The following is a 17,218-nucleotide window of genomic DNA, read 5'->3' as shown; positions in this document are numbered from 1 at the left end:
AGGGAGTACGGCAGGGGAGTGGGCGATGGCGGAACAGGCCCTGTGGACGAGAGCGCGACTCGGCCGTTGCGGCCCCCCGCTCGATCTCCTGACCGCGAACTTCCACCGGCACACCTACGCCCCGCACGCCCACGACGAGTACACGATCGGCGTCTGCGTGGGCGGCTCCGAGGTGATCGACTACCGCGGCGGCCACATCCGCACCGGCCCCGGCACGATCGTCGTCCTCGAACCGGGCGAGATGCACACCGGCGGCCCCGGCACCCCCACCGACGGCTACGCCTACCGAGCCCTGTACGCGGAGCCGTCCCTGCTGGCGGACGGCACCCTCGGCACCCTCCCGCACTTCCGCGAACCGCTCCTGGAGGACCCCGAACTGGCCAGGGCCCTGCGCGTGACCCACACGGAACTCAGCACGTGCCCCGACCCCCTGGAAGTCGAATCCCGCCTCCCCTGGCTCCTGACGGCCCTGTCCCAGCGCCACTCCACGGCGCGACAGATCCCGCACCACATCCCGGGCGCCACCACCCTTGCCCTGACGGCCCGGGACCGCCTGGCAGACGAACTGACGGCCCCGCCCTCCCTCTCCCTCCTCGCGGCCGACCTCGGCCTCTCCCGCTACCAGCTCCTACGGGCCTTCCGTACGACGATGGGGGTGCCGCCGTACGCCTGGCTGGCCCAGTACCGGGTGACGCGGGCACGCACCCTGCTGGAGGCCGGACTGCGCCCGGCCGAGGTGGCGGGCCTGGTGGGCTTCGCGGACCAGGCGCACCTGACCCGCTGGTTCCGCCGCGTACTGGGGGTGACCCCGGCGGCGTACCGCAACAGCGTTCAAGACACCTGGGCGGGGGGCAGCCGAAACTCGACCCCATGACTGCACGTGGCTGGTTCCTGTTCTCCCTGATGGGAGTGGTCTGGGGCATTCCCTATCTGATGATCAAGGTGGCGGTGGGTGACCTGTCCCCCGCCATGGTGGTGTTCACGCGCTGTGCGCTCGGCGCGCTCCTCCTGCTCCCGTTCGCGATCCGCCAGGGCGGCCTGATCCGTATGGTCCGCACGCACTGGCGTCCCATGCTGGCGTTCGCGTGCATCGAGATCGTCGGCCCGTGGTTCACCCTCACCGACGCCGAACGGCACCTGTCCAGCTCCACGGCGGGCCTGCTGATCGCGGGCGTACCGATAGTCGGAGTCCTCCTCGCCCGCTTCTTCGGCGACACGGAACGCCTCGGCGCACGGCGGGTCGCGGGCCTGGCCCTGGGCCTCGCCGGCGTGGCGGTCCTCACCGTTCCCCACCTCACCGGCGGCGATGCGCGTTCGCTCGGCGAGGTCCTGCTGACCGTCCTGGGCTATGCGACGGCCCCGCTGATAGCCGCGCGATGGCTGAAGGACGTCCCCACCCTCCAGCTCACGGCCCCCTGCCTCACCCTGGCCGCCCTGGTCTACGCCCCCGCGGCAGCGGCCACCTGGCCGTCCACCGTGCCGTCGGGCCAGGTCCTGGCCTCCCTCGCCGGCCTGGGCGTCATCTGCACGGCGCTGGCCTTCGTGGCCTTCCTGGAACTGATCAAGGAGGTCGGACCGACCCGCTCGACGGTCATCACGTACGTCAACCCGGCCGTGGCGGTGGCGGCGGGCGCGCTGTTCCTGGACGAGTCCCTGACGACGGGCATCGCGGTCGCCTTCACCCTGATCCTGGCGGGCTCGGTACTGGCCACGGCGACCGCCGGCCCACGCCGCCCCGCACGCCCGGTACCATGGTCGACACGGCAGACGAGCCGGGCGGACGGCCGCGTGGAGTCCCCCTAGGGGGCTTCCCGAGGAACGTCCGGGCTCCACAGGGCAGGGTGGTGGCTAACGGCCACCCGGGGTGACCCGCGGGACAGTGCCACAGAAAGCAAACCGCCGGGGGCTTCGGCCCTCGGTAAGGGTGAAACGGTGGTGTAAGAGACCACCAGTGCCCAGGGTGACCTGGGCAGCTAGGTAAACCCCACCCGGAGCAAGGTCAAGAGGGGCCGCTGTAAAAGGCGGCCCTGCGCGGACGTTCGAGGGCTGCCCGCCCGAGTCCGCGGGTAGACCGCACGAGGCCGGCGGCAACGTCGGCCCTAGATGGATGGCCGTCGCCGAGGGGCTCGCGAGAACCCCTCGGAACAGAACCCGGCGTACAGCCCGACTCGTCTGCCCCGCAGGGCTCCTGGCCAGCGCAATCACAGGTCAGAGCAGGTCAGAGACAAGTCAGAGGCTCTTTTTCGTGGAGTGGCCGGCCTCGCCTCACCCCGTTCCGTCCCGGTTCAAACCGGACCTCACGGCTACGAAGGTAGCCACCAAGGTAGCCACGCCTCGTCGGGCCGGAGGTGGGCGTCGGCGGAGCCGGGGAGAGGCCCTCCCAGGCCAGGGGCCTTGCGGCGCCGGAGTGAGTGGCGAAGCGGGCTCACTCCTAAAGCCCCCGGCCAGGGCTATCGCGGCGCCTGAGGCTTCCGGTGCCTGCCGGTCCCAGGGCCGAGCTTCGGCGCCGGCCCCGAGACCGAGGCGACCTCGGAGTCGGGGAACAAGATGCGTCTCGCGTCCGCGAGATTCACCGCGAAGCTGTAGGGCTCCCAGATGTGGCCGTTCCAACGCTGGATCGCGCGGGGCGCGTCAGGGTTCAGATGTGCTGCCTGCGGACCGTCGCCGGGGACGAGAGGGACGGCACGGAGCCACCCGATCTTCGCGTCACGGCGCTCGGCCCAATCGGACAGCGGTTCGTCGTCCATCGTGCTCGCTTCCTGCAGTCCGGGAGCGGATGCCTCGGAGAGTAGTGGTTCAGGCGAGCTGGTGTTGCCAGCGCAGCGATGGGCTCCGGTCAATCCAGTACAGGTGTGACGCGGCCGTCACGCGGAGCCGAACAGTGCCGATATCCGGGGAGCCGGCGTCCTGCCAGGCGGCGAGGGCGCGCTCGACATCGTCCCAGAGTGCCACGGGGCCGCCCTGGCGGACGGTCCAGCTCTCGCCGTCGGCGATGAACTCGGCGAACGACTCCCGTTCCGGATCGAACAGGTACCGCAAGGGTGAGCCGTCGCTGCGCGCGGCGCGGACGAACTGCGCACCGGGCGCGGCGAGTTGTGCGAGGAATGCGGGCATCCACTCTTCCAGAGCGAGAGGGGGCACCAGTGCGGTCCGCTCGCTGTCCGCGTAGGCGGCCCGGGCGGAGAGGTCGCCTGCCACGGGCGTCACCGCCTGGGCGCGCGCCTGCATGAAGGAGGAGCGTCCGACAATCGCACCCTCGGCGGTACCGCCATCGCCGACGGTGACCTTCGCGAGACCAGTACCCCAGGGCCAGGAGCCGACCGTGCTGAGGACGGTGCCACCGGGCTTCGTCTGCCGGACCCACGCGTACGGGATGCGACGGACCGCGCAGGTGGCGATGACCCGGTCGTACGGCGCCCGGTGCGGATGGCCGAGAAGCCCGTCGCCCGTCACCGTCCACGTCGAGTAGCCGACGGATTCCAGGGCGGCATCGGCGCGTGCCGCCACCTGAGGGTCGACCTCGATAGTGGTGACGTTGTCCTCGCCGAGGTAGTGGCACATCAGGGCCGTGGAGTAGCCGGTGCCCGTGCCGATCTCCAGGACGCGGTGTTCCGCCGTGAGGTCCAGGGCCTCGATCATGCCGACGACGGTGGTCGGGTCGGTGGAGGACGACGTGGGCACGCCCGTGACGGGTTCGCCGGTCTGGTCGGCGGTGAGGTGGCCGTCGAGCTGGGTGGTGAGGGTGTCGAGGCTGTACACGATCCTCAGCCACTCCTCCGGATCGGTGCCGAGCGCGGTGACGGGCCGCCAGGTCCGCCCCTCGTTGAGGAAGACGCCGGGGTGGAGGAACTGCTCGCGGGCGACGGTCTCCACGGCTCCGCGCAGCCAGGGCGACTTCAGGACGCCGTTGCTCGTGAGCAGCGCGGCCATGCGACGCCGCTCGGATGCCGCGTTGGTCATCGGCGGTCTCCTTCCATGAGTAGGTCGGCGAAGGCGGCGGACATCGGGAGGCCGGTCTCCGTCTCCAGCCATCCCCACTGCCCGTTGGGGTTCAACTCCAGCCACCAGTAGTTCCCCGCCCGGTCCACCGCGAGATCGAAGCTCCCTGACACCAGCTCCATACGGTCGAGGTAGGCGTGTAGTGCCTTGTCCACACGATTGGGGAGGTGCTCGATGGTGTAGGTCAGGGCGCTGTAGTCCTTGCGCCAGTCGAGCAGTTCGGAGTCGATGCGTACAGCGAACGTGTGCCGGCCCACGATCAGAACACGGAGGTCTGCGACCTTGTCCACCCGTGCCTGGAACAGGTGCGGGGTGACACGAACACTGTCGTCGATCTCGTCGGCGGTGACGGGATCAGCCCATCCGGTCACCGGCACGCCCTCGCGCATGTACGGGGTCCACCGCAGCGTCTTGAAGATTGAGTTCCCCTGGGTGCGGATGAACTCGCGTGCCTCGGCCGGGACGTTGGTGACGAGGGTGGGCGGGATGGTGAAGCCGAGCTGCTGGGCGAGGGCGAGCTGAGCGGGCTTGTAGTCGGCCGCCGCAATGTGCAACGGGTGGTTGACCCAGAGAGGGCTGTCCAGGGCGTAGAGGGTGCCTGCGAGTCCGTAGCGGACCTGCGCCGCCGCGAACCGGGAGTCGTCCGGAGGCAGGTGGGGGAAAGACGGCCACTCCGGGCGGCGCCAGTACACCGATCGGACGCGGGTCAGGTCTGCGGTTCTCGACGGGGTGCGCACCTGCCGATCTTCCGCGAGGCGTGGATCGCCGGTGTGACCAAGCACTACCCCGGTGTACCGAAGGCGGGCTGCGTCACGCCGTGGGACGAGACTCCCGAGTGGGAGCGCGAGGCTGCCGCAGCCGTGTACGGACAGGTGTGTGAATTCATCAAGGTCAGCGAAGGGCACACCGCCCGGCTCACTCCGAGGATGATGAAGCCCCCGTCCGGACGGCTCCCGGCCGGGGGCGTCGGCCTACGTAGCCAACAAGGTAACCACGCAAGCGCAGTCGAGATCCGATACTGACTGTTCGTCACATCTGGCGCGCGCTCAGGCAGGAGAAGTCAGTGGGCGCTCCCGCACACCTTTCAGGTGTGCTTCGAACACCTCCCGCGCCTCCGGCGTCAACGTCCGCAGCGCCACCAGCGCCGTGATCGCCACATCGCACAGTTCGGACTGGACGTCCTCCCACGTGTGGGTGACCCCCTTGCGTGGGTTCTGGCCCGTCGCGCCGATCACTGCCTCGGCCACCTCGCCCACCTCCTCCGACAGCTTGAGGATGCGGAGCAGTACGCCCTCCGGGCCGGCGTGCCTTCGAGTCGCCTCCAGGCGGTCCCAGAGTTCGTCGATCGTCGGCCAGAGGGCGGGGGAGGTGTTCTGGTCGCTCATGCCCCGAAGCCTGGCATGCCTTCGGGTGGGCCAGTGGCTAGTCCTCGAACAGGACCTCCTGCTCGCCTTCCGTCTTCTGCCGGACCCGACGGTTCCGTGCCCCGACCACGACCGCCGTGGCCGCCGCCGTCACCCCCAGCGCCAGCGGCACCATCCACCCCCGGTCGAAGACATGACCGGACGCGTGGTCGAGGGAGAGGCGGCCGGGGCCTGCGATCGCCAGGCCCGCTGCCGCCAGGCCCAGGGTGGCCGCGTACTCGTAGCCACCCTCCTGGGCGAAGAAGCCGTTGGGTTTGTGGACCGCCGCCGCCCCGGCCATCGCGCCGGCCGCCGCCGCTCCCGCCGCCGGGGTCGCCAGGCCCAGCGCCAGCAGGGTGCCGCCGCCCGCCTCCGCCAGACCCGCCGCCGTCGCGCTCGCCTTGCCCGGCGCGTAGCCGACGGACTCCATGAACTGGCCCGTGCCCTCCAGGCCGTGGCCGCCGAACCAGCCGAACAGCTTCTGCGAGCCGTGGGCGACGAGCACCCCGCCCGTCCCCAGCCGGAGCAGCAGCAGGCCCAGATCACGTCGGTCGTAACAGGTCACGGTCGTCACTCCTGTCAGCGCCTATGAAGTCCTTTGCCACCGTCGCATCCCGTGTTCCTGCGGGCCCGTCGTGGATGGCGTTCGGGTGGCGGGTGCGGGGGAGCGGTGTGAGTCTGACGCCATGACGATTCAGCCAGCCAAGCTCAGCGATCCGTCCGTCCGGGCCTTCGTCAGCGCCGTGAACGCGCACGACCGCGAGGGCTTCCTTTCCCTCCTGGCGCCGGGCGCGACGATGTCCGACGACGGCTCCGACCGCGACCTCGCCGAGTGGATCGACCGGGAGATCTTCACCTCCAACGGCCACATGGACGTCGACAACGAGTCCCGGGGCGGCCGCGACCTCATCGCCCGCTACCGCAACGACGCCTGGGGCGAGATGCGCACCAAGTGGCACTTCGAGATCGAGGACGACGGTCGGATCTCCCGGTTCGAAACCGGGCAGGCGTAATCCCCACGCAACCCTCCCGAGCAGTCCCCCGGGAGTCCCCGCGTGATCCCCTGTGAAACCGCTTGCCCTCGTGTGCGCTCCAACTCCTAGCGTTCTGCGGCATGGAGACCACCGGCAGGACACCGGACCGCAGCAGGACACCGGACCGCAGCAGGACACTGGGACGCAGCGGGATCGAAGTGAGTGCCCTCGGATTCGGGTGCTGGGCCATCGGCGGTGAGTGGCAGGCACCCGACGGGCAGCCCCTCGGCTGGGGGAAGGTCGACGACGAGGAGTCGGTGCGGGCTGTCCGCCGTGCCCTCGACCTCGGCGTCACCTTCTTCGACACCGCCGACGTCTACGGCACCGGGCACAGCGAGGAGATCCTCGGCCGTGCGCTGGGGAAGCGGCGGGACCAGGTAGTCGTCGCCACCAAGTGGGGCAACGTCTTCGACGCGGACACCCGTACCCTCATCGGTGCCGACGACTCACCGGCCCACGCCCGCCGGGCCCTGACCGCTTCCCTGCGGCGTCTCGGCACCGACCACGTCGACCTCTACCAGTTGCACCTCTCCGACGCCGACCCGGAGCGGGCGGCTCAACTCCGAGATGCTTGCGAGGACTTCGTCAAGGAAGGGCTCGTCCGGGCCTACGCCTGGAGTACCGACGACCCCGCCCGCGCCGCCGTCTTCGCCGAGGGGGAGCACTGCGCGGCCGTACAGCACGCGCTCAACGTGCTGCAGGACGCGCCCGGCATGCTGGCCCTGTGCGAGCGGCTGGACCTCGCCAGCATCAACCGCAGCCCGCTCGCGATGGGGTTGCTGACGGGCAAACGGCACACCTCGCTGGAGGCCGGGGACATCCGGAGCAGGCCGCCGGCCTGGCTCCAGGGGTTCGGGGGCGACGGGTCCGGCTCCGATCCCGATTGGGTGAGCCGGGTCGAGGCCCTGCGGGACATCCTCACCTGTGACGGCCGCACCCCCGCCCAGGGTGCCCTGGCCTGGCTGTGGGCGCGCAGCCCGCGTACCGTGCCGATCCCTGGCTTCCGGTCCGTCGCCCAGGCCGAGGACAACGCCGGCGCGATCGCGAAGGGGCCGCTCACCGCAGAGCAGTTGGCCGAGATCGACCGCCTGCTCGGGCGATGAGCGGCCCCGGTGAGCCGTAGAAGCGGCAGGCCCCGACGGGGCTCACCACGACGTCAGTAGCCGTGACCGCCGTACTGCTGCTGCGCGTACTGCTCCTGCTGCGGGTGCCGGCCGTGAGCCTGCCCGCCGTACGCCTGCTGCCGTGCCGTCCCGCCGCCGCCCTGCTCGGTGAGCGTGATCTGGCCCGCCCTGATGGTGGCCAGGCGCGGGGCGCGGCGGGCGATGGAGGAGTCGTGGGTGACCATGACGAAGGTCAGCCCGTGCTCCCGCCACAGGCCCTCCAGCAGGGCCATGATGTCGTCGCGGGTGCCCTCGTCCAGGTTGCCGGTGGGCTCGTCGGCCAGCAGCACCTTCGGGTTCTTCACCAGCGCGCGGGCGATGGCGACGCGCTGCTGCTGGCCGCCGGACATCTCGGACGGGACGTGGGTCAGGCGTTCGCCGAGGCCGACCGAGCGCAGTGCCTCGGCCGCCCGTTCGCGGCGCTCGTCCGGCTTGACGCCGAGCGGGACCAGGGCCGTCTCGACGTTCTCCTGCGCGGTCAGCGTCGGGATGAGGTTGAACGCCTGGAAGATGATGCCGATCTTCTCGGCGCGCAGCCGGGTCAGCTTGGCCTCGCTGATGGTGGCGAGGTCGACGCCGTCCAGTTCGACGCTGCCGGACGAGGGGCGGTCGAGGCCGCCGATCATCTGCAGGAGGGTGGACTTGCCGCCGCCCGTCGGGCCCTGGATGACCAGCTGGTCGCCGTCGGCGATGGTGAGGTCGACGCCGCGCAGCGCCTCCACCGTCTCCTTGCCCCGGGTGTACCGCTTGGTGACGCCGGTGAGTCTGTACATGGGTGCTCCGTGAGTGAACAGAAGGGTGGGTCAGGAGACGCTGCGCAGGGCGTCGGCCGGGCGCATCCGGGAGGCGCGCCAGCCGCCCATGGCGCCGGCGATCAGACCGCCGGCGATCGCGAGGCCGACGGCCAGGGCGATGGTGGTCAGGGAGACGGGCGCGGTCAGTGCGATCTCCAGGGTGTTCTTGGTGGCCTGCTGTCCGGGGCCGCCGCCACCGGGACCGCCGCCCATGCCACCGCCCATGCCGCCACCGCCGCCGCTGCCCAGTTCCGCCTGCAGCTTCGGGCTGATCGCGGTGACGGTGTAGGCGGCCGCGAGGCCCAGGGCGATGCCGAGGCCGCCGCCGATCAGGCCGTTGACCATGGACTCGCCGACCACCTGCCGGGTCACCTTGCGGCTCGGCCAGCCGAGCGCCTTCAGCGTGCCGAACTCGCGCACCCGCCGGGACACGGCAGAGGAGGTGAGCAGCGCGGCCACCAGGAAGGCGGCGACCAGGACGGTGATCGAGAGCCACTTGCCGACGCTGCCGGCCAGGTTCGAGGCCGTGGACAGCGAGCCGGAGACGGTGGAGGCCAGGTCGGAGGAGGTGGTGACCGTCGTACCCGAGATGTTGCTCTGGATCGTCTTCTTGACGGTGGAGATCTGCTTGGAGTCGGTCGCCTTGACGTAGATCGTGGTGACCTTGTTCTTGGCGTCACCGAGCGACTGTGCCTGCTTCAGCGGCAGGTAGACGTCGGTGGTGGACTCGCTGCTGTCCGGGGTGGCGATGCCGATGACCGTGAACCTGGTGCCGGAGATCTTGAAGGTCGAGCCGACCTTGTACTTCTTCTCCTTGGCGTACGACTTGCCGACGACCGCCGCCTTCGCGTCGGTCTGTGCCGCGGTGAAGGTCTTCCCGGAGGTGATCTTCATCGTGGCCAGCGGGCCGAGGGCCTGGTCGGTGACGTCGACGCCGGCCACCGAGTAGCTGTTGACGTCGAAGTTGGCGCCGCCGCCCTGCACCTGCGGCTGCCCGCCGCCCGTGCCGCCGCCCGGGCCGCCCTGCTGCTGGGAGCCGGACGACGAGGTGGAGGACTTCGCCTTGCCCTGGGTGAAGGAGCCGTCGACCTTGGTGACGTTCAGGGAGAGGGCGCCCACCGCGCTCGCCACGCCCTTCTGCGCGGCGACCTTCTCGACCAGCGAGGACTTCAGGGCCTGACCGCCCTGTGTCATCACCCGGTCCGAGCTCTGCGAGGTCTTGCCGCTGGACTTGGCGTCGAACTTGAAGTTCGGGCCCTGCGAGCCGCCGGCCCTGGGGGCCGACTGCGCCTTGGTGACCGTCATGTCGGTGCCCAGGCCGTAGAGCGACTTCAGGACCTTGTCCTGCGCCTGCGTCATACCGGCCGACACCGAGTTGACGGTGATGACCAGCGCGATACCGAGCGCCAGACCCATCGCGATGACCAGAGCGGCCTTCTTGCGGCGGCTCAGCTCACGCTTGAGATAGATGCCAAACATCCCGTTCCTCGAAGGTTCTTGGCGCCCGCTGTGGGCGCGGCCACAAGCTAGGGAGGAACCTTTGAGGCGCGCTGAGTAAAGGATGTGTCAGAGCTGAGAAAGCAGGATGGGGGTTCAAAATTTCATAAGACAGCAAATTCCTATGCCTGGGAGGGCCTCCTGCCAGGAAATGCCTGTTGGGTGCGGTGTACGGTCCCCGGGTGCGTGAATGTTCCCGGCTCAGTCGGCGGGCCGCCCTCGGGCTGACGGCCGCCGCCCTCCCCCTGTCCGTGGCCGCCCCCGCCTCCGCCGCGACCGTGATCGGCGGTGAGCGGCTGGCCCGTGGCGGAGTCCAGGTGCGCGGCGCCGGCGGCCTGCCCAAGAAGCTCACCGCCCGCTCGTGGCTGATCGCCGACGCCGAGACCGGCGAGGTGCTCGCCTCCTTCGACGCGCACCGGCGCCTGGCGCCCGCGTCCACGCTGAAGATGCTGTTCGCGGACACCGTGCTGAAGAAGTTCGAGCGGACCGAGCGGTACAAGGTCACCGACGCCGACCTCGCCGACATCCCGGCCGGCTCCAGTCTCGTCGGCGTCAAGCCCGGCATCACCTACACCGTGGAGCAGCTGTGGCAGGGCGTGTTCCTGCGCTCCGGCAACGACGCGGTGCACGTGCTCGCGCACATGAACGGGGGCGTGGCCAAGACGGTCGCCGAGATGCAGGCCCTGGCCGAGGACCTGCAGGCCCTGGACACCCATGTGGTGAGCCCCGACGGCTTCGACCACAAGGGCCAGCTCTCCTCGGCGTACGACCTCACGCTCTTCGCCCGGCACGGCCTCAAGGACGCCGACTTCCGCGGCTACTGCGGCACCAGGACCGCCGACTTCCCGGCCGGCGGCAAGAAGACCTTCCAGATCCAGAACACCGACCGCCTGCTCACGGGTGCCTGGGGGCTGCACACCTACGACGGTCTGATCGGCGTGAAGAACGGCTACACCAGCCACGCCGGCAACACCTTCACCGGTGCGGCCACCCGGGGCGGCCGCACCCTGCTGGTCACCGTGATGCATCCGGCCGAGGGCAGCAACGCCGTCTACGAGCAGACCGCCGCGCTGCTCGACTGGGGCTTTGGTACCGGGCGTTCGGCGCAGGCGGTGGGCACGCTCGTCGAGCCGATCAGCGAGGGCGGGGCGAGCGCGAGCCCGGCGCCCGAGGGCAAGTCGGCGCGGGCCGCGGCCGGTGCTCCCGGCTCGGCGTCGTCCGGGCACCCCTCGTCGTGGCGGCTGCTGGAGGGCGCGGCCGGGACGGCGGCCCTGCTGGGAGCGGGTGCGTGGGCGCTGCGGCGACGCGTGGTGCGAGGCAAGGCGGCCCGGGCCGAGGCCGCCAGGGCCAGGACTGCTCGGGCAGAAGACACCAGGGCTGAAGAGGCCAGGGCTGAAGACACCAGGGCTGAAGAGGCTCGGGCCGAGCCGGAGCCCGGTTCGGGGCCACGGCACCGCCGCTGAGACACCGGATCGAGACAGCGGCAGCCGTTCCACCGACCGGTGCGTACCCCGCGGTCCCACGCGAGGTCCACCCCCAACTCCGGTCCGGTGGAACGACTGCCGACTCCCCCCTCGGTGTGGCTACGGAACCCCCGTACTCCAAGTGTGAAGTTCTTGTGGAGGAAAGTTGAGCATATGCGGCCGACGGGCCGCAATAGTACGGACGTTGAAATTCCGTTTGTGTAACTTGAGGGGTTCGATTCCGCCCGCCCCGGGGCCGGTCCCGAGCCCTGTCCTCAGCCTCGTCCGACGTACGGCATCGCCGTCGCCAGGACCGTCGCGAACTGCACGTTCGCCTCAAGCGGCAGCTCGGCCATGTGCCGCACGGTGCGCGCCACGTCGGCCACGTCCATCACCGGTTCCGGGGCCACCTCGCCGTTCGCCTGCAGCGCCCCGGTCTGCATCCGGGCCGTCATGTCGGTGGCGGCGTTCCCGATGTCGATCTGCCCGACCGCGATCCGGTACGGCCGCCCGTCCAGCGACAGCGACTTGGTCAGGCCGGTCAGCGCGTGCTTGGTCGCGGTGTAGGCGACCGAGTGCGGTCGGGGCGTGTGGGCGGAGATGGAGCCGTTGTTGATGATCCGGCCGCCCTGCGGGTCCTGCTCCTTCATGTGCCGGTACGCCGCCTGCGCGCACAGGAACGCCCCGTTGAGGTTGGTGTCCACCACGTGCCGCCAGGCCTCGTAGGGCAGCTCCTCGACCGGCACCCCGCCCGGGCCGAACGTCCCGGCGTTGTTGAACAGCAGGTCGATGCGCCCGAACCGGTCCACGGCCGCCGCGAACAGCGCCTCCACGTCCTCGGGCCGGGACACGTCGGTGCGCACGGCGAGCGCGGGAGCCCCGGGCGCCAGCGCCGCCGTCTCCTCCAGCGTCCCGGCGCGCCGGCCGGCCAGCGCCACCGACCAGCCGGTGCGCAGCAGTTCCACGGCGACGGCCCGCCCGATGCCGGAACCGGCACCGGTCACCACGGCGATCTTCGATTGCCTGTCAGTCATGGTTCCGCAGCGTAGGCGGGAAGTCCGCGATGCGGAACGCAATGTCCGCCATACGGTTACTCGGTGACGGTGATGCTGGCCACGGCCTCCCCGCGAGCCTCCCCGGGATACCGCACCCCGACCCGCTCCCGAATCGCGTCCAGCGTCCGCATCACCGCGAGGCTGCCCGCCAGCGGCACCAGCGGCGACTCCTTCTCGCCCGCGCGCAGCGCCCGCATGACCTCCTCGGCCTCGTGCCGGAGGCTGGTGCGCGGGCCGTCGGCCGGGTCGGCGGTGAACTCCTCGGGGTCACGGCCGTCGCGGTGCAGCACGAATCGGTCGGGGTGGAAGAAACCGGACGGGATGTCGATGCGGCCGCGTGAGCCGGTCACCGAGGCGGTGACCCCGGTACCGCCGACGATCGAGCAGTGCACCGAGGCCAGCGCCCCGCTCTCCCAGGACAGCAGCGCGCCCGTCTGGAGGTCGACGCCCTCGTCGGACAGCACCGCCCGTGCCGCGACCTCGTCCGGCTCGCCCAGCAGCAGTTGCGCGAACGACACCGGATACACCCCGAGGTCCAGCAGCGCCCCGCCGCCCAGTACCGGATTCCGCAGCCGGTGCGCCGGCGGGAAGGGACCCGCGAGACCGAAGTCGGCCTGCACCGTGCGCACCTCGCCGATCGCACCGTCCGACACGAGCGCCTTCAACTTCCGGACCAGCGGATTGCAGTACATCCACATCGCCTCCATCAGGAAGCGGTCGTGCTCCCTCGCCAGCGCCACCAGTTCCTCGGCCTGGCGAAGGTTGAGCGTGAACGCCTTCTCGCACAGCACGTTCCGCCCGGCCGCCAGGCACAGCCCGGCCGCCGCCCGGTGCGCCGCGTGCGGCGTGGCGACGTACACGACGTCGATGTCCGGGTCCGCGGCCAGGGACTCCCAGTCGCCGTACGCCCGCGTGACCCCGAACCGCTCGGCGAACGCCCGGGCCGACTCCGGGCTGCGCGAGGCCACGGCGACGATCTCCGCGTCCGGCAGGTCCACCAGGTCCGCCGCGAACGCGGCCGCGATCCCGCCGGTCGCCAGGATCCCCCATCGCACGCTCTGCTCCGCCATCCCGCCCCGCCCTCGTTCATGTGTGCCACGGCAGTGTGTACGAGCTGCGAGCATAGAGGCCGATCCAGTACGAGAGGGAGGGACACATGCCCGAGCACGCGGCGGCACCGACACCGGAAACGGAGCGCCAGTCCACCACCGCACCCGCCTCGGGCGCCGCCGTCCGCCGTACCGGTCTGCTCGTCACCTTCGTGCTCGGCGGCCTCACCGCCACACCCCCGCTGGCGATGGACATGTACCTCCCGTCCCTGCCGGCGGTCACCCGCTCCCTGCACGCCTCCGCCGCCACCGTCCAGCTCACCCTCACCGCGTGCCTGGCCGGCATGGCGCTCGGGCAGCTGGTCGTGGGCCCGATGAGCGACCGCTGGGGCCGCCGCCGTCCACTGCTGACCGGCCTCGCCGTCTACCTCGTCGCCACCGCCCTGTGCGCCCTCGCGCCCACCGTCGAGGCGCTGGTCGCCTTCCGGCTCGCCCAGGGCCTGGCGGGCGCGGCCGGCATCGTCATCGCGCGGGCCGTCGTACGCGACCTCTACGACGGTGTGGCCATGGCCCGCTTCTTCTCCACCCTGATGCTGATCTCCGGGGTCGCGCCCATCGTGGCGCCCCTGATCGGCGGGCAGATCCTCCGGGTGACGGACTGGCGGGGCGTGTTCGTCGTCCTCACCGTGGTCGGGGCCGCGCTCGCCGCGCTCGTCTGGCTGCGGCTGCCCGAGACCCTGCCGCCTGCCACGCGGGTCCCCGCGCTCGAGCGGAGCCGGGAGCGGGGGAGGCACGGCGGGGGAGTGCGGCAGGCGCTGCGCTCGATGCGCGGCCTGCTCGCCGACCTGCCCTTCACCGGCTACATGCTGGCCGGCGGCTTCGCCTTCGCCGCGCTGTTCGCCTACATATCCGCCTCCCCCTTCGTCGTCCAGGAGATCTACGGCGCCTCCCCGCAGACCTTCAGCCTGCTCTTCGGCGTCAACTCGGTCGGACTGATGATCGCCGGGCAGGTCAACGGCCGGATCATGGTCGGCCGGGTCAGCCTGGACAAGGTGCTCGGCACCGGCCTCGCGATCATCGTGCTCGCCGCGACCGCCCTGCTGCTGATGACCGCGGGCACCTTCGGCGAGGTCGGCCTGGCACCGATCGCCGCCGCCCTGTTCGTCCTCATGTCCGCGATGGGCATCACCCTGCCCAACGCCCAGACCCTCGCCCTGCTGCGCACCCGGCACGCCGCGGGCTCCGCCTCCGCCCTGCTCGGCGCCACCTCCTTCCTCGTCGGAGCGGTCGCCTCCCCGCTCGTCGGCGTCGCCGGGGAGCACACCGCCGTGCCCATGGCGATCGTCCAACTGGCGGGAGCACTGGTAGCGGCGGGCTGCTTCGTGGGAATGTGCCGTCCCTGGAACACCCGTGCGGGGTCGGAGGGAGAGGACAACTGAGCGCACCCAGACTGCGCGCCGGCACACCCGAACGCGCCGGGCTCGACCCCGGGCAGCTCGGGCACCTGGCCGGCGAGGTGCTCGCCCTCACCGCCGGAGCACGCCCCTGGGCCGCCGGTGCCGTCGTCATGGCCGGACGCGGGCCCGTGATCGCCGTGGCCGAGGCCGCGGGCTGGGCGGTCCGCTACGCCTCCTACGACCCCGAGACCGACACCGGCGTCGAACTGCCGCCCGCCGCCCGGGTCCCGATGACCGTCGACACCCCGTTCGACCTGGCCTCCCTCACCAAGCTCTTCACGTCCGTCGCCGTCGTGCAGCAGATCGAGCGCGGCACCCTCGGCATGGACGCCCGGATCGGCGCCTACCTGCCCGAGTTCACCGCGGCCGCCGCGCACGGCGTCACCGTACGGCAGCTGCTCACCCACACCTCCGGGCTGCGCCCCGAACTCCCGCTGTACGACTGCCAGGACGCCACCGCCCGCCTCGCGATGCTCCGCGCGGAGGCCCCCACGTCCGAGCCCGGCCGCCCCCTCTACTCGGACCTGAACATGATCCTGCTCCAGTTCGTGCTGGAGCGGATCACCGGCCGCCCCCTCGACGTCCTGATCGAGGACGGCATCACCCGCCCGCTCGGGATGACGGCGACCGCCTTCGGCCCCTGCCCCGGCGCGGCGGCCACCGAGGACCAACGACGGCCCTGGGCCAAGGCCGACCGCGGAATGCTGCGCGGCGAGGTCCACGACGAGAACGCCTGGGCGCTCGGCGGGGTGGCGGGCCACGCCGGACTCTTCTCCACCGCCCACGACCTGGCGGTCTTCTGCCGCGCCCTGCTCGCGGGCGGCGGGTACGGTCCCGCGCGCGTCCTCGGCCCCGACTTCGTGGAACTCCTGTTCACCCCGCCGGGCCTGGGCTTCGGCCTGGACCAGCCGTGGTTCATGGGCGAGCTGGCGGGCAGGGGAGCGGCGGGGCACACGGGGTTCACGGGGACCTCGCTGGTCCTCGACCCGGCGACGGACACGTTCCTGGTGCTGCTGGCGAACACCGTGCACCCCGTACGCAGGCCGCCGGACAGCCGGCCGAGGGCGGCTGCGGCCACGCGTCTGGCGCGAGCGGTGGTCTGAGGCGCACCTCCCGGCCGCCCGGGTCGGACCCCGTGGCGGCGCCTTTCCAGCCGACCGAGACGGGATGGGGGTCCCCCACGCGAGCGCAGCCGAGCGTGGGGGAGGGTGGGCATGGGCCGGAGGTCCGGGAGGCGGAGCCCCCGGCAAGGCCGGCACCGGCACCGGGCGCCGTAGAATCGCCGGGTGAACGACCCCGTACGCCCGGCCGAGCAACTCCGCGCCGTCCTTGCCGACCTGCTCGCGGGGCTACCGCCATCGCAAGCCGCCCGCGCCGTGGAACGGCTGATCGCCAACTACCGCGGGGCCACCCCGACCGACGCCCCGATCCTGCGCGACCGCGCCGACGTCGCCGCGTACGCCGCCTACCGCATGCCGGCCACCTTCGAGGCGGTCCGCTCGGCGCTGGAGGCGTTCGCGGACGCCGTGCCCGACTGGACGCCCGGCAGCCACGTCGACGTCGGCGGTGGCACCGGCGCCGCCACCTGGGCCGTCACCGCAACCTGGCCCGGCGAGCGCGGCGTCACCGTGCTGGACTGGGCCGAGCCCGCACTCGCCCTCGGCCGGGAGATCGCCGAAGCCAACCCCGCGCTGCGGGACGCCCGCTGGCAGCGGGCCCGGATCGGCACGGCGCTCACCCTCGACAGCGCCGACCTCGTCACGGTCTCGTACGTCCTCAACGAACTCGCCGAGGCCGACCGCACCGCCCTCGTCGACGCGGCCGCGGCCGCCGCGCAGTCCGTCGTGATCGTGGAGGCCGGCACCCCCGCCGGCTACGCCCGGGTCATCGAGGCCCGCGACCGCCTCGTCCGCGCCGGGTTCCGCATCGCCGCGCCCTGCCCGCACAGCGCCGCCTGCCCCATCGTCCCCGGCACGGACTGGTGCCACTTCTCCGCCCGGGTCAGCCGCTCCTCCCTGCACCGCCAGGTCAAGGGCGGCTCCCTGGCGTACGAGGACGAGAAGTTCAGCTACGTCGCCGCCACCCGGCTGCCCGCCGAGCCCGCCCCCGCCCGGGTGGTCCGGCGACCGCAGATCCGCAAGGGCCAGGTGCTCCTCGACCTGTGCGAGGCCGACGAACAGCTGCGCCGCACCACGGTCACCAAGCGCCACGGCGACCTCTACAAGGCGGCCCGGGACGCCGACTGGGGCGACGCCTGGCCGCCGGAGGACTCGACCGCCCGCCCGGCCGGGGCTTGTTAACGTC

At 71.7% G+C, this 17,218-nt stretch carries 16 protein-coding genes, 1 other RNA gene and 2 pseudogenes; 10 read left to right on the top strand and 9 right to left on the bottom strand.

The features are described 5' to 3' along the window. Positions 1 to 25: 25 nt before the first annotated feature. The 3 genes and pseudogenes from AC07DS_RS23175 (at position 26) to rnpB (ending at position 2,175) form a co-directional block, all read left to right on the top strand. The gene (locus tag AC07DS_RS23175; protein WP_479148061.1) at positions 26 to 874 is read left to right on the top strand and encodes an AraC family transcriptional regulator; all 849 of its coding nucleotides are present in this window, start codon (positions 26 to 28) and stop codon (positions 872 to 874) included. Then, a pseudogene (locus tag AC07DS_RS23170) lies at positions 871 to 1,650 on the top strand (DMT family transporter); the annotation flags it as partial. The gene AC07DS_RS23175 and the pseudogene AC07DS_RS23170, both read left to right, overlap by 4 nt. A gap of 118 nt (positions 1,651 to 1,768) precedes the next feature. Next, positions 1,769 to 2,175, top strand: an RNA gene (gene rnpB / locus AC07DS_RS23165) — RNase P RNA component class A. Positions 2,176 to 2,450: 275 nt separating this feature from the next. On the opposite strand, the gene AC07DS_RS23160 is transcribed toward rnpB, so the two are convergent. Genes AC07DS_RS23160 through tgmB form a run of 3 tightly spaced genes read right to left on the bottom strand, consistent with a single transcriptional unit; the run spans position 2,451 to position 4,781 of the window. Next, a complete protein-coding gene (locus AC07DS_RS23160) occupies positions 2,451 to 2,747 on the bottom strand; it encodes a DUF6087 family protein (RefSeq protein WP_479148059.1) in 297 nt (98 codons plus the stop codon). A gap of 49 nt (positions 2,748 to 2,796) precedes the next feature. Beyond that, the gene (gene tgmC / locus AC07DS_RS23155; RefSeq protein WP_479148057.1) at positions 2,797 to 3,960 is read right to left on the bottom strand and encodes an ATP-grasp peptide maturase system methyltransferase; all 1,164 of its coding nucleotides are present in this window, start codon (positions 3,958 to 3,960) and stop codon (positions 2,797 to 2,799) included. Next, positions 3,957 to 4,781 (bottom strand): ATP-grasp ribosomal peptide maturase, encoded by an 825-nt coding sequence (gene tgmB, locus AC07DS_RS23150; RefSeq protein ID WP_479148055.1) that lies wholly within the window; start codon positions 4,779 to 4,781, stop codon positions 3,957 to 3,959. The genes tgmC and tgmB overlap by 4 nt, the downstream gene beginning before the upstream one ends. Between tgmB and AC07DS_RS23145 the strand changes: the two are divergent. Beyond that, positions 4,737 to 4,919 (top strand): annotated as a pseudogene (locus tag AC07DS_RS23145) (hypothetical protein); the annotation flags it as partial. The gene tgmB and the pseudogene AC07DS_RS23145 sit on opposite strands and share 45 nt — an antisense overlap. 126 nt (positions 4,920 to 5,045) lie before the next feature. Here the strand turns inward: AC07DS_RS23145 and AC07DS_RS23140 are convergent. Both AC07DS_RS23140 and AC07DS_RS23135 read right to left on the bottom strand, forming a co-directional pair. Beyond that, complete coding sequence (locus tag AC07DS_RS23140; RefSeq protein WP_479148053.1) at positions 5,046 to 5,384, bottom strand: MazG-like family protein; 339 nt, start codon at positions 5,382 to 5,384, stop codon at positions 5,046 to 5,048. A gap of 37 nt (positions 5,385 to 5,421) precedes the next feature. Further along, positions 5,422 to 5,967, bottom strand: coding sequence for a DoxX family membrane protein (locus AC07DS_RS23135; RefSeq protein WP_479148051.1), 546 nt, complete (start codon positions 5,965 to 5,967; stop codon positions 5,422 to 5,424). Positions 5,968 to 6,088: 121 nt separating this feature from the next. Between AC07DS_RS23135 and AC07DS_RS23130 the strand changes: the two genes are divergently transcribed. Next, positions 6,089 to 6,415, top strand: a complete 327-nt coding sequence (locus tag AC07DS_RS23130; protein ID WP_479148049.1) for a nuclear transport factor 2-like protein — start codon at positions 6,089 to 6,091, stop codon at positions 6,413 to 6,415. A 101-nt stretch (positions 6,416 to 6,516) separates the two neighbouring features. Then, positions 6,517 to 7,539: an aldo/keto reductase gene (locus AC07DS_RS23125; protein ID WP_479148046.1), complete on the top strand. Its 1,023-nt coding sequence runs from the start codon at positions 6,517 to 6,519 to the stop codon at positions 7,537 to 7,539. Positions 7,540 to 7,592: 53 nt separating this feature from the next. Here AC07DS_RS23125 and AC07DS_RS23120 read toward each other — a convergent pair whose 3' ends face one another. Beyond that, positions 7,593 to 8,372 (bottom strand): ABC transporter ATP-binding protein, encoded by a 780-nt coding sequence (locus AC07DS_RS23120; protein WP_479148044.1) that lies wholly within the window; start codon positions 8,370 to 8,372, stop codon positions 7,593 to 7,595. A 30-nt stretch (positions 8,373 to 8,402) separates the two neighbouring features. Continuing rightward, the gene (locus AC07DS_RS23115) at positions 8,403 to 9,872 is read right to left on the bottom strand and encodes an ABC transporter permease (protein ID WP_479148042.1); all 1,470 of its coding nucleotides are present in this window, start codon (positions 9,870 to 9,872) and stop codon (positions 8,403 to 8,405) included. Positions 9,873 to 10,072: 200 nt separating this feature from the next. Between AC07DS_RS23115 and AC07DS_RS23110 the strand changes: the two genes are divergently transcribed. After that, on the top strand, positions 10,073 to 11,353 hold the full coding sequence (locus tag AC07DS_RS23110) for a D-alanyl-D-alanine carboxypeptidase family protein (RefSeq protein WP_479148040.1): 1,281 nt from the start codon (positions 10,073 to 10,075) through the stop codon (positions 11,351 to 11,353). Positions 11,354 to 11,628: 275 nt separating this feature from the next. Here the strand turns inward: AC07DS_RS23110 and AC07DS_RS23105 are convergent, their stop codons facing one another. Next, the gene (locus AC07DS_RS23105) at positions 11,629 to 12,387 is read right to left on the bottom strand and encodes an SDR family oxidoreductase (RefSeq protein ID WP_479148038.1); all 759 of its coding nucleotides are present in this window, start codon (positions 12,385 to 12,387) and stop codon (positions 11,629 to 11,631) included. 56 nt (positions 12,388 to 12,443) lie between these two features. Next, positions 12,444 to 13,478: a Gfo/Idh/MocA family protein gene (locus AC07DS_RS23100; protein ID WP_479148036.1), complete on the bottom strand. Its 1,035-nt coding sequence runs from the start codon at positions 13,476 to 13,478 to the stop codon at positions 12,444 to 12,446. 86 nt (positions 13,479 to 13,564) lie between these two features. On the opposite strand from AC07DS_RS23100, the gene AC07DS_RS23095 reads away from it, so the two are divergent. From AC07DS_RS23095 to AC07DS_RS23085, 3 genes are all read left to right on the top strand, one after another. Beyond that, positions 13,565 to 14,896 carry a multidrug effflux MFS transporter gene (locus AC07DS_RS23095; protein WP_479148034.1) on the top strand — a complete coding sequence of 444 codons (1,332 nt, stop codon included), beginning with the start codon at positions 13,565 to 13,567 and terminating at the stop codon, positions 14,894 to 14,896. Next, entirely contained in the window at positions 14,848 to 16,017 is a 1,170-nt protein-coding gene (locus AC07DS_RS23090) for a serine hydrolase domain-containing protein (protein WP_479148032.1), read from the top strand. The genes AC07DS_RS23095 and AC07DS_RS23090 overlap by 49 nt, the downstream gene beginning before the upstream one ends. Positions 16,018 to 16,200: 183 nt before the next feature. After that, complete coding sequence (locus AC07DS_RS23085) at positions 16,201 to 17,214, top strand: small ribosomal subunit Rsm22 family protein (RefSeq protein WP_479148031.1); 1,014 nt, start codon at positions 16,201 to 16,203, stop codon at positions 17,212 to 17,214. Positions 17,215 to 17,218 lie beyond the last annotated feature (4 nt).

It is taken from the genome of Streptomyces sp. NPDC044064, assembly GCF_056434245.1.
This window is presented reverse-complemented; position numbering and strand designations above follow the sequence as displayed.